Origin of the sequence: Pseudomonas stagnisoli, assembly GCF_048595745.1 — a bacterium.
GTDB classification, from domain to species: domain Bacteria; phylum Pseudomonadota; class Gammaproteobacteria; order Pseudomonadales; family Pseudomonadaceae; genus Aquipseudomonas; species Aquipseudomonas alcaligenes_A.
The window spans coordinates 1,747,474-1,760,845 of the sequence record NZ_CP184361.1 but is presented as its reverse complement, the minus strand read 5'-3'; the positions used below and the strand labels follow the sequence as shown (position 1 = coordinate 1,760,845).

Sequence of the window (13,372 nt, the reverse complement as noted above, 5' to 3'; positions counted from 1 at the left end):
GTCTCCTCAGGCCTGGATCAGTTCGCGCACGTCGATGAAGTGACCGGTCACGGCAGCTGCCGCGGCCATGGCCGGGCTGACCAGGTGGGTACGGCCACCGGCGCCCTGACGGCCTTCGAAGTTGCGGTTGGAGGTCGAGGCGCAATGCTCGCCGCTGCCCAGCTTGTCCGGGTTCATCGCCAGGCACATGGAGCAGCCCGGCTCACGCCATTCGAAACCGGCTTCGATGAAGATCTTGTCCAGCCCTTCGGCCTCGGCCTGCGCCTTGACCAGACCGGAACCCGGCACCACCAGCGCCTGCTTGACGGTAGCGGCGACCTTGCGCCCCTTGGCCACCTCGGCGGCGGCGCGCAGGTCTTCGATCCGCGAGTTGGTGCAGGAGCCGATGAACACGCGGTCCAGCTTGATCTCGGTGATCGGCTGGTTGGCGGTCAGGCCCATGTACTTGAGCGCACGGACGATGGAGTCGCGCTTGACCGGGTCGGCCTCGACTGCCGGGTCCGGCACTTTTTCATCCACAGCCAGAACCATCTCCGGCGAGGTGCCCCAAGACACCTGCGGCTTGATCTCCTCGGCCTTCAGCTCGACCACGGTATCGAACTGCGCATCGGCATCGGACACCAGCCCCTTCCACTGCTCGACGGCCTTGGCCCAGTTGGCGCCCTTCGGCGCAAACGGACGGCCTTCTACATAGGCGATGGTCTTGTCATCGACAGCCACCAGACCGACGCGGGCACCGGCCTCGATGGCCATGTTGCAGATGGTCATGCGGCCTTCCATGGACAGGTCACGGATGGCGCTGCCGGCAAATTCCAGCGCGTGGCCGTTACCACCCGCGGTGCCGATCTTGCCGATCACGGCCAGCACGATGTCCTTGGCGGTAACGCCGAAGGGCAGCTGGCCTTCGACACGCACCTGCATGTTCTTCATCTTCTTGGCTACCAGGCACTGGGTGGCGAGCACGTGTTCCACTTCGGAGGTGCCGATGCCGTGGGCCAGCGCACCGAAGGCGCCATGGGTGGAGGTGTGCGAGTCGCCGCAGACCACGGTCATGCCCGGCAGGGTGGCGCCCTGCTCCGGGCCGACCACGTGGACGATGCCCTGGCGGCTGTCGTTCATCTTGAATTCGAGGATGCCGAAGTCATCGCAGTTCTCGTCGAGGGTCTGCACCTGGAGGCGCGACACTTCATCGACGATGGCTTCCAGGCCGCCCTGGCGCTCGGCCTTGGTGGTCGGCACGTTGTGGTCCGGGGTGGCGATGTTGGCGTCGATGCGCCACGGCTTGCGCCCGGCCAGACGCAGCCCTTCGAAGGCCTGCGGCGAGGTCACTTCGTGGAGGATCTGCCGGTCGATGTAGATCAGCGACGAACCGTCGTCGCGGCGTTTCACCTCGTGCATATCCCAGAGCTTGTCGTAGAGCGTCTTGCCGGCCATTTGCTTATGTCCTCGATCAGGTCATGTGCGGTGCGAGGGCTGATAACCCTTCTGCTGATGGGGCGATCCTAGGGACTTGGATCAAATAACTCCAATTCATATTTTTTATTCGAAGCATTCCTCGCTGGAATGCAGTGCGCTATAACCGGAAAAACACCTCGCCACACGGAATCCCATGGACCTGGCCAACCTCAATGCCTTCATCGCCATCGCCGAAGCCGGCAGTTTCTCCGAGGCCGCCGAGCGCCTGCATCTGACCCAGCCCGCCGTGAGCAAGCGCATCGCCGGCCTGGAACAGCAACTCGACACGCGCCTGTTCGACCGCATCGGCCGCGAAGTCAGCCTGACCGAGGCCGGCCGGGCCCTGCTGCCGCGCGCCTACCAGATCCTCAATGTTCTGGACGATACCCGCCGCGCCCTGACCAACCTCAACGGCGAGGTGAGCGGTCGCCTGACCCTGGCCACCAGCCACCACATCGGCCTGCATCGCCTGCCACCGCTGCTGCGCGCCTTTACCCGTCAGTACCCGCAGGTGGCACTGGATATCCAGTTCCTCGACTCGGAAGTGGCCTATGAAGAGGTTCTCCACGGCCGCGCCGAACTGGCGGTGATCACCCTGGCCCCCGAGACCCGCGAGCCGGTGCACGCCGTGCCGGTCTGGGACGACCCGCTGGACTTCGTCGCCGCCCCGGAGCACCCGCTGGCGCGCAACGGCGCGGTGACCCTGGCCGACGTCGCGCTGCACCCGGCGGTGTTTCCCGGCGGCAACACCTTCACCCACCATATCGTCCAGGGCCTGTTCCAGGCCCAGGGCCTGACGCCGAACATCGCCATGAGCACCAACTATCTGGAGACGATCAAAATGATGGTCTCCATCGGCCTGGCCTGGAGCGTGCTGCCACGCACCATGCTCGATGAACAGGTGGTGCGCCTGCCGCTGCCGGGTATCCAGTTGCAGCGACGCCTGGGCTACATCCTGCACCGCGAGCGCACGCTGTCCAATGCGGCCAGAGCCTTCATGGCACTGCTGGAGGCGCAGCGCTTGCCTTGAAAGCCATACAGCGGCTAATTTGACGCCATAATCATAAGAAAAAACGCTTGAGCACCTCTACGGCGGGCATTCCAGCCGCAGGCCGAGCGCACCGAGCGGCGGACGAGAAACCTGATGTCCAAACCACCCAAGCAACCGCCTTTCCCTCATATACCTGCCCTGGACCCGGCCGAGTTCGAAAAGACCTGGCACAACGCACCACTGCTGCTCGCAGCCCTGAACGGTGCCCACCTGGGCGCATGGTACTGGGACATCGAGAGCGGCAGGGTTAGCTGGTCTCGCGGCGCGCAGGCCCTGTTTGGCCTGGACCCCAAGCAGCCGCTGCGACGTACGGTCGATTACATCGAGCTGATTCCCGAGGAAGACCGCGCCAAAGTCCGGCACCTGTTCCAGCAGGTGCTCAACGGCAATCCGATGGCAGAACCGCTTCGGCACCGGATCCATTGGCCGGATGGCAGCCTGCATTGGGTGGAAATCAGCGGACGCCCCCAAACCGATGCCAACGGCTGCACGCAAGTCGTCGGCGTGGTACGCGACATCACCGAGCAACAGCAGCAGCAGCAGGCCCTGCACGACAGCCAGGAGCGCCTGAATCTGGCGCTGGAGTCAGCCAACCTGGGCACCTGGGACTGGCACATCCCCAGCGACACCCTGTACAGCTCTGGCCGCGCCGCCAGCCTCCATGGCCTCGCCGGCGAGCCCTACCACGGCAAGTCCAGTCAATTCTTCCAACGGGTGCCAGAGCAGGACCAGAAGCTCATGCGCCAGGCGTATCGCGAGATACTCGAACAGGCACAACGCGAGTACCAGGTGACCTATCGAATCCGCCTGGACAACGGCGAAACGCGCTACCTGGAAAGCACCGCCAAGCTTCACCGGGACCCGGAGGGCCAGCCGTTGCGCATGGCCGGCATCCTCATGGACATCACCGAGCGAGTGCAGCGCGAGCAGCGCCTGGCTTCCTCCGAGGAAAAATTCGTCACCCTGTTCCAGGCCAGCCCTGAGCCTATCTGCGTGTCACGCATACGCGATGGGGTGTTTGTCGAGATCAACCCCAGCTTCAGCCAGACCTTTGGCTGGTCCCCCGAGGAGATAGTCGGGCGGAGCGCGCCGGAAGTATGTTTCTGGGTCGACGAGCAGCAGCGCAACCAGCTGTTTGCCAAGCTGAGCCAGGACCAGCATCTGAGCAGCGAGATCGCACGCTTCCGCACCAAGGGCGGCAACGAACTCACCTGTGTGGTATCGAGCCGTTTCATCCGTGTCGACCGCCAACTTTGCATCACCACCACGTTCCGCGACATCACCGAGCGGCAGGCGGCGGAGGCCGCGCTCAAGGCCAGCCAGGAGAAATTCGCCAAGGCCTTTCACTCCAGTCCGGACGCCATCACGATCACCGAACGCGACAGCGGCCGCTTCATCGAAGTCAATGAGGGCTTCTGCCGCCTGACCGGCTATCGCCCCGAGGAGGTCATCGGCCGCACCGCCGCGGAATTGCAGGTCTGGGTCAACCCGGAGGAGCGACAACGCATGGTCGAGGCCATCCTCCGTGATGGCCGTGTCTACCACTTGGAAATGCATGGCCAGCACCGCAGCGGCAAACTGCAGCTGGTGGAGGTTTCGGTCGAGCCCATTGAACTGAACGGCACACCCTGCCTGCTGCTTACGGCGCGCGACATCGGTGAGCTGAAAGCGGCCCAGGCCCAAGCCCAGCACCTGGCCTACCACGACCCCCTGACCAACCTGCCCAACCGTGCACTCTTAATGGACCGGCTCGTCCAGCAGATCGCGCTGCTCAAACGCCACGACCTGCATGGCGCCCTGCTGTTTCTCGATCTTGACCACTTCAAGCACATCAATGACTCGCTCGGCCATCCGGTAGGCGATGCCGTACTGAAGATGGTGACCGCGCGCCTGGAAGCCAGCGTGCGCCAGGAGGACACCGTGGCGCGCCTGGGTGGCGACGAGTTCGTGGTGCTGATTTCCGGCCTCGAAGGCAAGCGCAACGAGATCACCCGCCAGGTCCGCCAGGTAGCCGAGAAACTGCGCGGTCTGCTGGCCGAGCCTATGCTGCTGGAGGGTCATCGCCTGCAGGTGACACCGAGCATTGGCATCGCCCTGCTACCGGACCACGGTGACAACCCTACCGATCTGCTCAAGCGCGCCGACATCGCGCTTTACCGGGCCAAGGATTCGGGACGCAATACGGTACAGATCTTTCGTAAGGCGATGCAGGAGGCCGCTAGCGAGCGCCTGCGCCTGGAAAACGATTTGCACCTGGCCCTTGCCCGCGGCGAATTCGAGCTGTACCTGCAACCCCAGGTAGATGCACGCGCCGGCAGCGTGATTGGGGCGGAAGCACTGCTACGCTGGAATCACCCGACACTGGGCATGCAGTCACCGGCGCAGTTCATTCAGGTTCTGGAGGAGAGCGGCCTGATTCTCGAGGCCGGGGCCTGGATACTCAATGAAGCCTGCCATGTCGGTTCCCGCCTGATGCACGAAGGCCTGGTTGACCGCGAGTCCTTTCAGCTCTGCGTCAACATCAGCCCCCGACAGTTTCGCCAGAATGACTTCGTCGAGCGCGTCGAGCGCTGTCTCGAGCAGAGCAAGCTACCGGCCAGCATGCTCAAGCTGGAGATCACCGAAGGCATCGTCATTCACAACCTCGACGACACCATCGCCAAGATGCGCCGCCTGAAGAAGCTCGGCCTGAGCTTCGCCATGGACGACTTCGGCACGGGCTACAGCTCGCTGACCTACCTCAAGCGCTTGCCGGTGGATGTGCTGAAGATCGACCAGTCGTTCGTCCGTGATGCCACCAGCGACCCCAACGATGCCGAGATCATCCGCGCCATCGTCGCCATGGCCCGCAGCCTCAGTCTGCAGGTGATCGCCGAAGGCGTGGAGCAGGCCGAACAACTGGAGTTCCTCCTCCAGCAGGGCTGCCATCATTACCAGGGTTACCTGTTCAGCAAGCCGGTGCCGCTAGCGGAATTCCACGACCTGCTAAAGGCCAATCGCAGCCACTGAAATGCAGAAGGGCACCCACAGGTGCCCTTCTCTCAAGCGGCTGTCGGTCAGCCTTCCAGCGCCGGCTTGTCGCCGCCGATGGGAATGCGCTTGGGTTTGGCCTCTTCCGGTACGACACGCACCAGGTCGATATTCAGCAGGCCGTGGGACAGCGCGGCAGCCTTCACCTCGATATGGTCGGCCAGGCGGAACGAGAGCTTGAAGCCGCGCTGGGCGATGCCCTGGTAGAGGTAGCTGACGCTCTCGGCCGCGCGTTCGCGCTTGCCACCGGTGACGGTCAGCACGCCGCGCTCAACCTGTAGCTCCAGGTCTTCTTCACGGAAGCCGGCGGCCGCCACCACGATGCGGTACTGGTCATCGCCATGCTTCTCGACGTTGTAGGGCGGATAGGAACTGCCGTTCTCGCTGCTGCGCAGCGCCGATTCGAACAGGTCGTTGAAACGATCGAAACCGATGGACTGGCGGAACAGCGGAGCCAGGGAAAGGACGTTGCTCATGGCGCATCTCCTGAATAATCAGCAAGTGTCTGGTCGTGGGACCCGACTTCGGCATCCCACATCAACTAGATGTGGATGCCCCGGCGGATTTCAAGAGGCGGGTTGCAGCGGGTTGAGCAAGGCGTCGATACGCGCGCAATCGTTTTCCCGGCGCACCTCGGCGAACAGCGCGACGGCCTCGGGATAGCTGCGGGTGAGCATGGCCAGCCACTGCTTGAGACGCCCCGGCGCGTAGCGCGGCGCCAGCTTGCGCCGGGCCTGCTGCCAGAAGTCCTGCAGCAGCGGCAACAGCTCGTCCCAGCGCATCGGCACGACTTCGCCACCGGCGCGTGCCGCAGCGATCTGCCGCGCCAGGTCCGGGCGCGAGACCAGGCCGCGCCCGAGCATGATGTCCTCGGCGCCGCTGATCTCGCGGCAACGCCGCCAGTCGTCGACGCTCCAGATCTCGCCATTGGCGAACACCGGGACCGCCACCACGTCCTGCACCCGCGCCACCCACTCCCAGTGCGCCGGCGGCTTGTAGCCGTCGACCTTGGTTCGGGCGTGCACCACCAGCTGCGCGGCACCGCCCTCGGCCAGGGCCTGCGCGCACTCCAGGGCGGCGTCCGGGCTGTCGAAGCCCAGACGCATCTTGGCAGTGACCGGAATCGCGGCCGGCACGGCGCGACGCACCTCGCGCACGATGGCGTGCAGCAGCTCCGGCTCCTTGAGCAATACGGCGCCACCGCGCGACTTGTTCACCGTCTTGGCCGGGCAGCCGAAGTTGAGGTCGATCACCGGCGCGCCGAGGCTGCAGGCAAACGCCGCGTTATCAGCCAGGCAAACCGGGTCTGAGCCGAGCAGCTGCACGCGCATCGGCGTGCCGGCGCGGGTCAGCGCGCCATCGGCCAGTTCGGGCGCCAGCTTGTGGTAGGCGGCCTCAGGCAGCAGGCGGTCGCAGACGCGGATGAACTCGGTGACGCACCAGTCGATGCCGCCGACACGGGTCAGCACATCGCGCAGGATTTCGTCGACCAGCCCCTCCATGGGGGCCAGGGCGATTTGCATGGGACAGTCCGGAAAAACGGGGCGCACAGTTTAAGGCCCCGCCCGCCTGGTGCAAGATGGCCACACGACAAGGAGCCGAACGGAGAACCGCATGTCGCGCCATTCACTACTCGCCCTGTGCCTGCTCGCCACCCTCGCCCAGGCCGCCGAACCACTGCCACGCGGCGTCCAGGTCCAGCCACCGGCGCCGGCACCGGGCGAACCGGGTCGGCTGATCTTCAGCCGCGACAGCAACGCACCGAATGCCTGCAACGTGGACTTGTATGTGAACCGCGAAGTGGCAGCGAGCCTCGGCCCCGGCGAGCGTACCGCGCTGGACCTGCCCAGCGGCCAGGTGAGCCTGGCGGTGGCCATCTCCTCTGCCGGCTATTGCGGCGGCCAGGGGCCGGGGGCGGCGCAATCGGTGTTGCTGGGGCCGGGCGAGACGCGCCAGTTCGCGATCATCGTCAAACCGGGCGCAGCCTTCCTCGCACCACTGCTCAACTAGAGCTGCAACGGATAGGGTTCCAGCAGCGCCTGCCCGTAGCCCTCGACGAACTCCGCCGGCATGCGCTTGGGTTTGCCAGTGGACAGTTCGATGCAGACGAAGGTGGTCTGCGCGCGCAGCAGCGTGGTGGCGTCTGAAGGACGCCACAGCTGGAAGCGCCGGGTCATTTTCAGCTTGTGGTCGGACTCGACGATCCAGGTGGCCATCTGCAATTCCTCGCCCTCGTAGGCACTGGCCAGGTAGTCGATCTCGTGGCGTAGCACGGCCATGGCGCGATCCAGCCGGCGATACTCGGCCAGGTCCAGCCCCAGGTGTTGCGAATGGCGCCAGGCACAGCGCTCCAGCCAACTGACGTAGACGGCATTATTGGCATGCCCCAGGCCGTCAATGTCGTCGGCCGCAACCTGCAGGTCGATGACGAAAGGCGTCGGCAGGTCCCAGCTCACGGCTTGACCTCCACACTGGCCGCCAGGGCGCGGGCCTCGCTGGCCAACTGGGTGATCTGGTCCCAGGCACGGGCGCGAATCAGGTTGTCCGGGGCGATCCAGGTACCGCCGACGCAGGCCACGTTGGGCAGGCGCAGGAAACTCAGCAGGTTGTCCGCGGTGATGCCGCCGGTAGGGCAGAAACGAATGCCGGTAAACGGCCCCTTGAAGCTCTTCAGCATCTTCACACTGGTATTGCCATTGGCCGGGAACAGCTTCAGCGAGCGGTAACCGTACTCCAGGGCCAGCAGCACTTCCGAAGGCGTCATCACTGCCGGCAGGTAGGGCAGCCCCGAGTCATCGGCCGCCGCCGCCAGGCGCTCGGTGCAGCCCGGGCTGACGGCGAACTGCGCACCGGCATCGCGGGCCTCCTGAAACTGCTCGGCGTGAATCACCGTACCCGCCCCCACCAGCAGCTGCGGCAGCTCCTGGCGAATCGCCGCCAGGGCATCCAGGGCGCGCGGTGTGCGCAGGGTGACTTCGAGCACCTCGACGCCGCCGGCATAGAGCGCACGCGCCAGGTCCACCGCCAGGGCGCAATCCTCGATCACCAGCACCGGCAGCACCGGGCGCGCACGCTGCAGCACCACATCCATCGTCAGGCCCATGTCATCTCCCCCTAACCAAACGGCATTGGCTGCTGTGACGGTGCCCACTGGCCGCGAAGCACAACTTCGGCGCAGTGGGCACATGAAAGGGAGTGTACCGCGTTAGGGCCGGCGCAGCGCCTGGCACTCAGGATGCGGCAGCCCGTATGCGGCGGTTGGCGACGCTTTGCAGGTCGGCGCTGCCGAGCAACTCCAGCACGGCCTCGACCACCTGCCGATCGCCCAGCGGCTTGCTGTGACCGCCGCTTTCCAGGCGCAGCAGGCGGCTGCCGGGCCAGGCCGCGTGGATGTTCTGCGCCTCGCCATAGGGCACCATGGGATCGTCTTCGGCGTGCACCACCAGCCCCGGAAAGTCCAGGCGATAACGCTCCACGTCGAGCTGCGCTGCCGGCATGCCGGCGCTCTGTTCGACCATGCGCACGAAGCGCGCCCGCGCCTGCCGGGGCAACCCGACGAAGTGGGCGAAACGACGCAATGCACCGAGGATGCGCGCCGGCGCGGCGATGGTCACCAGCGCCTCGGTGCGCAGGCCCAGCTGGGTGGCCAGCAAGGCACTGGCGCCACCCAGCGAATGGCCGATCACCGCCCGCAGCGGCGGCAATTCACCCGCCGCCTCCAGCAGAGCGCGGGCGAACAGCACGACGTTGGCCTCGTGTCCGGGTGAACGCCCATGCGCCGGCGCATCCAGGGCGACCACACCATAGCCGGCGCGCACCAGGGCGCGAATCAGCTCGGCAAACTGGGTCGGACGCCCCTCCCAGCCATGCACGAGGAGCACCGCCGGACCCTGCCCCCAGCGCAGGGCAGACAAACCGAAACGCAGGGTGATGCGCTCAGCCTCCGCCAACAGCGGCAGCTCCCAGTCGCGTGGCGGCAGCTCGCGCGGTGTCAGAAAGGCCCGGTGCATCTTGCTGGCCGCGAGATCCGGGGCCAGGCGACCAACCGTGGCGTTGAAGCCACGAATCCAGCTCATAGCACTCATCTTGTGTCTCCTCATCTCACGACCCGCCACGCGGGCACACTCACACCACCGCCGATTTGGCGGCACGCAGAACTCGGTCGGACAACTCGCCATCGCCCAGCGCCCTCGCCAGGGACAGGCCACCGATCATCAGGGCCAAGTCGGCCAGCACCTTGTCGGCGTCTTCAGGGCTACCGGCCAGCTGGGCCACCATCAGCTCGATGTGCTCGGCCAGCACAGCCCGGAACGACTCTGGCAAACGCCCCATCTCGCCCAGCGTGCTCGGCAGCGGGCAGGCATCGGTAGAGGCATCGCGATGCTTACGCGACAGGTAGAAGGCTGCGACCAGCACCCTCCTTTCCTGGGCATCCAGGCTGTCGTCCAGCTGCTGCAGCAGTTGCCGACGACGCCCGAGCAACTGGCTAAACGCCTCCAGCATCAGCGCCTCCTTGCTCTCGAAATGACCGTAGAAGCCACCAACGGTGAGCCCAGCCGCGCCCATTACCTCGCCGACGCTAGGCTCCAGCGGGCCACGCTGGATCAGCGCGGCAGAAGCCGCATCGAGGATTCGCCCACGGGTCCTGACCTTTTTGTCCTGCATAGCGACCTCCGAAATATTACGCATATAATATTATGAGCATAATAAATTTAGGCAAGCGGCTTGATCGACCGCTTGTCGCCGGCCGCCAGGGAAAATTCGGGAGATGGAAAAACAAAAGGGCCATTCCGAAGAATGACCCTTGAAGTCCGCAAAACGCGGAAAGAAAGTGGCGTCCCCTAGGGGACTCGAACCCCTGTTACCGCCGTGAAAGGGCGGTGTCCTAGGCCACTAGACGAAGGGGACATAACCTTCGAAGAACAAGGCCAGCACTAGGCTGGCCTTGTCAGTGATTGGTGGAGCTAGACGGGATCGAACCGTCGACCTCTTGCATGCCATGCAAGCGCTCTCCCAGCTGAGCTATAGCCCCGGATTTTGCGTCTCTCGACGTGCAGTGCGAACACTGCGTGAAGTGGCGTCCCCTAGGGGACTCGAACCCCTGTTACCGCCGTGAAAGGGCGGTGTCCTAGGCCACTAGACGAAGGGGACAAATCCTTCATTTACCCGAATGCGCTGGAATTCATTCGGTGGCAATTTGGTGGAGCTAGACGGGATCGAACCGTCGACCTCTTGCATGCCATGCAAGCGCTCTCCCAGCTGAGCTATAGCCCCGTCGCTTGGACGGGGCGCATATTAGGTTCGAGGGCCCATGCTGTCAACACTATTTTTCATTCGACTCGAATATTTTTCGTCGAAAGAACAAACACTTACCCTCGAACCCTGCTCAGCGGAAGCTTTCCAGCAGTTTCTTCCACTCCTTGCTCTCGCCATTGCTGACACCGCCGAGCAGCTCGACGGCCAGGCGCAGACGGAAGCGCGACAAGTCGGCGCCAAGGATTTCCATGGCGTCCAGCACCGAAACCGAGCTGGCCTTGCCAGTGATGGCCGGGAAGATCAGCGGCATCAGGTCACGCAGTTTGAGGCCGAGACCCTCGCAGACGAACTGGATGCAGGCGGTGATCTTCTCCTTGTCCCACTGGCGCAACGCCTCCAGCTCCCACAGCACCAGCTGCAGCGCCTGGCGCACCTGGTCCGGTGACAGCTTCTTGTGCGCCAGCAGCGCAGGATCAAGCTGCACGCCGCCACTGAAGAAGAAGCTGGAGAGCGGCGCGATATCGCTGAAGGTTTCGACGCGCTGCTGTACGTGCGGAGCAATCTGCATCAGGTACTGCGAATTGAAGGCCCAGTCCTGCACGCGCTGGGCGAACTGTTCAACCGGCAACTCGCGCAGCCACTGACCGTTGAGCCAGGACAGCTTCTCGATATCGAAGATCGGCCCGCCGAGGGAGACGCGCGACAGATCGAAGTGCTCGATCATCTCGGCCAGCGAGAACTTCTCGCGCTCGTCCGGCATCGACCAGCCCATGCGCCCCAGGTAGTTGAGCAGCGCCTCGGGCATGAAGCCCATGCGCTCGTAGAAGGTGATGCAGGTGGGGTTCTTGCGCTTGGACAGCTTGGACTTGTCCGGATTGCGCAGCAGCGGCATGTAGCAGAGCTTGGGCTGCTCCCAGCCGAAGTACTCGTACAGCTTGATCAGCTTGGGCGCCGACGGCAGCCACTCCTCGCCGCGCAGGACGTGGGTGATCTCCATCAGGTGGTCGTCGACCACGTTGGCCAGGAAGTAGGTGGGCAGGCCGTCGGCCTTCATCAGCACCTGCATGTCCATGCGATCCCAGGGGATCTCCACGTCGCCACGCAGCATGTCCGGTACCACGCACACGCCTTCGCTCGGCACCTTCATGCGCACCACGTGCGACTCGCCGGCGGCGATGCGCTGCTGCGCCTCTTCCGGGGCGAGGTGCATGCAGTGGCCGTCGTAGCGCGGGGTTTCCTTCTTCGCCATCTGCTCGGCGCGCACCTGGTCCAGGCGCTCGGCGGAGCAGAAGCAGGGGAAGGCGTGGCCCTTGGCGACCAGCTCGTCCGAGTACTTCTTGTAGATCGCACCACGCTCGCTCTGCCGGTAAGGGCCATGCGGGCCGCCGACGTCCGGACCTTCGTTCCACTCGATACCCAGCCAGCGCAGGGCATCGAAGATCTGCTGCTCGGACTCGCGGGTCGAGCGCAGCTGGTCGGTGTCCTCGATGCGCAGAATGAACTCGCCGCCGTGCTGGCGGGCGAAGCACAGGTTGAACAGGGCGATGTAGGCAGTGCCGACGTGCGGGTCACCGGTCGGCGACGGCGCAATGCGGGTGCGGACTTTGGTCATGACAAGTCTCGGAAACGAAGGAGTGATTCAAAGGCGCGATGTTAGCAGGCCGGCGCCCGCTGGCTCCAGCAGCCCGGTCTTAGGCAGGCTGCTGATGAGGAAGTCGAGAAAGGCCTTGACCTTCATCGCCTGGAAACGTCGCGACGGATAAACCGCATACAGCTCACCGGTGGGCAGGCGCGCCTCGGGTAGCAACTCGATCAGCTCACCGTCCTGTACCGCCGCCTCGGAGATCATCACCGGCAATGCGGCAATCCCAGCACCGGCAAGCGCCGCCTCACGCGCCAGGGTGATGTTGTTGCAGGCCAGCACGCGCTGGCAGGCGATGCTCTCGCCCAGCAGCGGCCAGTGCCGCGGGGAATCCACCGGCAGGTGGACGGCGCGATGCCCGGCCAGCTCCTGAACAGTGCGCGGCGTGCCGTGCTGCGCCAGGTAGGCCGGACTGGCGCACAGGCGGCGACGACTCTCGAACAGCTTGCGCGCGATCAGCGTCGAGTCGCGCGGCTGGCCAACCTGAATGGCAATATCGACGCCCTCCTCCAGCGGATCGACATCGCGCGAGGTCAGCTCCACCTCGGCACTGATCTGCGGGTACTGGCGCATGAACTCGCCCAGCACCCGCCCCAGAAACAACTGGCCGAACTCGATGGGCGCGGTGATGCGCAGCAATCCGGAAGGCGCCTGCTGCAACTGCATCACCGCCTGCTCGGCTTCGGCGAAGTCGAGCATGATCTGCCGGCAGCGCTCGTAATAAGCCTGCCCTACCTCGGTCAGGCGCAGCTTGCGCGTGGTGCGATTGAGCAGGCGCACACCGAGCCGCTCCTCCAGCAGAGCGATACGCCGACTCACCGTGGACTTCTGCATGCCCAGGCTCTGCGCCGCCTGGGTGAAGCTGTGGCACTCCACCACACGGGTGAAGATCAAGGCATCATCCAGCCCCATTATTGTTCCCCATAAGCAACAAAGTT

At 64.8% G+C, this 13,372-nt stretch carries 12 protein-coding genes and 4 tRNA genes; 3 read left to right on the top strand and 13 right to left on the bottom strand.

All coding sequences use genetic code 11. From position 1 onward, the window contains the following. Nucleotides 1-6 precede the first annotated feature (6 nt). A complete protein-coding gene (leuC, locus tag ACOAPY_RS08570) occupies nt 7-1,434 on the bottom strand; it encodes a 3-isopropylmalate dehydratase large subunit (protein WP_465156170.1) in 1,428 nt (475 codons plus the stop codon). Nucleotides 1,435-1,609: 175 nt separating this feature from the next. On the opposite strand from leuC, the gene ACOAPY_RS08565 reads away from it, so the two are divergent. Both ACOAPY_RS08565 and ACOAPY_RS08560 read left to right on the top strand, forming a co-directional pair. Continuing rightward, nucleotides 1,610-2,485 carry a LysR family transcriptional regulator gene (locus ACOAPY_RS08565; RefSeq protein WP_465156168.1) on the top strand — a complete coding sequence of 292 codons (876 nt, stop codon included), beginning with the start codon at nt 1,610-1,612 and terminating at the stop codon, nt 2,483-2,485. Between the two features lie 114 nt (nt 2,486-2,599). Continuing rightward, nucleotides 2,600-5,515, top strand: coding sequence for a PAS domain S-box protein (locus tag ACOAPY_RS08560; RefSeq protein ID WP_465156167.1), 2,916 nt, complete (start codon nt 2,600-2,602; stop codon nt 5,513-5,515). Between the two features lie 47 nt (nt 5,516-5,562). Here the strand turns inward: ACOAPY_RS08560 and ACOAPY_RS08555 are convergent, their stop codons facing one another. Further along, nucleotides 5,563-6,012 carry an Hsp20 family protein gene (locus tag ACOAPY_RS08555; RefSeq protein ID WP_272794020.1) on the bottom strand — a complete coding sequence of 150 codons (450 nt, stop codon included), beginning with the start codon at nt 6,010-6,012 and terminating at the stop codon, nt 5,563-5,565. Nucleotides 6,013-6,102: 90 nt separating this feature from the next. Continuing rightward, nucleotides 6,103-7,059, bottom strand: coding sequence for a tRNA dihydrouridine synthase (locus ACOAPY_RS08550; RefSeq protein WP_465156165.1), 957 nt, complete (start codon nt 7,057-7,059; stop codon nt 6,103-6,105). 91 nt (nt 7,060-7,150) lie between these two features. On the opposite strand from ACOAPY_RS08550, the gene ACOAPY_RS08545 reads away from it, so the two are divergent. Further along, nucleotides 7,151-7,546 carry a hypothetical protein gene (locus ACOAPY_RS08545; protein ID WP_465156164.1) on the top strand — a complete coding sequence of 132 codons (396 nt, stop codon included), beginning with the start codon at nt 7,151-7,153 and terminating at the stop codon, nt 7,544-7,546. Here ACOAPY_RS08545 and ACOAPY_RS08540 read toward each other — a convergent pair. The 10 genes from ACOAPY_RS08540 to ACOAPY_RS08495 all read right to left on the bottom strand — a co-directional run bounded on the left by ACOAPY_RS08540 (nt 7,543) and on the right by ACOAPY_RS08495 (nt 13,346). Next, the gene (locus ACOAPY_RS08540) at nt 7,543-7,992 is read right to left on the bottom strand and encodes an acyl-CoA thioesterase (RefSeq protein WP_465156162.1); all 450 of its coding nucleotides are present in this window, start codon (nt 7,990-7,992) and stop codon (nt 7,543-7,545) included. The two genes, ACOAPY_RS08545 and ACOAPY_RS08540, sit on opposite strands and share 4 nt — an antisense overlap. Continuing rightward, nucleotides 7,989-8,639, bottom strand: a complete 651-nt coding sequence (locus ACOAPY_RS08535; protein ID WP_021701739.1) for a bifunctional 4-hydroxy-2-oxoglutarate aldolase/2-dehydro-3-deoxy-phosphogluconate aldolase — start codon at nt 8,637-8,639, stop codon at nt 7,989-7,991. Before ACOAPY_RS08535 ends, ACOAPY_RS08540 begins: the two co-directional genes overlap by 4 nt. A gap of 127 nt (nt 8,640-8,766) precedes the next feature. After that, a complete protein-coding gene (locus ACOAPY_RS08530) occupies nt 8,767-9,621 on the bottom strand; it encodes an alpha/beta fold hydrolase (RefSeq protein ID WP_465156161.1) in 855 nt (284 codons plus the stop codon). A 40-nt stretch (nt 9,622-9,661) separates the two neighbouring features. Continuing rightward, the gene (locus tag ACOAPY_RS08525; protein WP_465156159.1) at nt 9,662-10,201 is read right to left on the bottom strand and encodes a TetR/AcrR family transcriptional regulator; all 540 of its coding nucleotides are present in this window, start codon (nt 10,199-10,201) and stop codon (nt 9,662-9,664) included. A 167-nt stretch (nt 10,202-10,368) separates the two neighbouring features. Further along, nucleotides 10,369-10,444: transfer RNA gene (locus ACOAPY_RS08520), tRNA-Glu, on the bottom strand. Between the two features lie 48 nt (nt 10,445-10,492). After that, a tRNA-Ala gene (locus ACOAPY_RS08515) sits at nt 10,493-10,568 on the bottom strand. A 43-nt stretch (nt 10,569-10,611) separates the two neighbouring features. Next, a tRNA-Glu gene (locus ACOAPY_RS08510) sits at nt 10,612-10,687 on the bottom strand. A 47-nt stretch (nt 10,688-10,734) separates the two neighbouring features. Further along, a tRNA-Ala gene (locus ACOAPY_RS08505) sits at nt 10,735-10,810 on the bottom strand. A gap of 112 nt (nt 10,811-10,922) precedes the next feature. After that, nucleotides 10,923-12,404: a glutamate--tRNA ligase gene (gene gltX / locus ACOAPY_RS08500; protein ID WP_465156157.1), complete on the bottom strand. Its 1,482-nt coding sequence runs from the start codon at nt 12,402-12,404 to the stop codon at nt 10,923-10,925. Between the two features lie 27 nt (nt 12,405-12,431). Next, a complete protein-coding gene (locus ACOAPY_RS08495; protein ID WP_465156155.1) occupies nt 12,432-13,346 on the bottom strand; it encodes a LysR family transcriptional regulator in 915 nt (304 codons plus the stop codon). Between the last annotated feature and the right edge of the window lie 26 nt (nt 13,347-13,372).

What these genes read in the sequence shown, in the direction of transcription:
- ACOAPY_RS08560 (WP_465156167.1), top strand. Translation starts at nt 2,600, where the DNA reads ATGTCCAAACCACCCAAGCAACCGCCTTTCCCTCATATACCTGCCCTG.
- ACOAPY_RS08545 (WP_465156164.1), top strand. Translation starts at nt 7,151, where the DNA reads ATGTCGCGCCATTCACTACTCGCCCTGTGCCTGCTCGCCACCCTCGCC.
- ACOAPY_RS08550 (WP_465156165.1), bottom strand. Translation starts at nt 7,059, where the DNA reads ATGCAAATCGCCCTGGCCCCCATGGAGGGGCTGGTCGACGAAATCCTG.
- ACOAPY_RS08565 (WP_465156168.1), top strand. Translation starts at nt 1,610, where the DNA reads ATGGACCTGGCCAACCTCAATGCCTTCATCGCCATCGCCGAAGCCGGC.
- gltX (WP_465156157.1), bottom strand. Translation starts at nt 12,404, where the DNA reads ATGACCAAAGTCCGCACCCGCATTGCGCCGTCGCCGACCGGTGACCCG.
- ACOAPY_RS08530 (WP_465156161.1), bottom strand. Translation starts at nt 9,621, where the DNA reads ATGAGTGCTATGAGCTGGATTCGTGGCTTCAACGCCACGGTTGGTCGC.
- ACOAPY_RS08495 (WP_465156155.1), bottom strand. Translation starts at nt 13,346, where the DNA reads ATGGGGCTGGATGATGCCTTGATCTTCACCCGTGTGGTGGAGTGCCAC.
- ACOAPY_RS08555 (WP_272794020.1), bottom strand. Translation starts at nt 6,012, where the DNA reads ATGAGCAACGTCCTTTCCCTGGCTCCGCTGTTCCGCCAGTCCATCGGT.
- leuC (WP_465156170.1), bottom strand. Translation starts at nt 1,434, where the DNA reads ATGGCCGGCAAGACGCTCTACGACAAGCTCTGGGATATGCACGAGGTG.
- ACOAPY_RS08525 (WP_465156159.1), bottom strand. Translation starts at nt 10,201, where the DNA reads ATGCAGGACAAAAAGGTCAGGACCCGTGGGCGAATCCTCGATGCGGCT.
- ACOAPY_RS08535 (WP_021701739.1), bottom strand. Translation starts at nt 8,639, where the DNA reads ATGGGCCTGACGATGGATGTGGTGCTGCAGCGTGCGCGCCCGGTGCTG.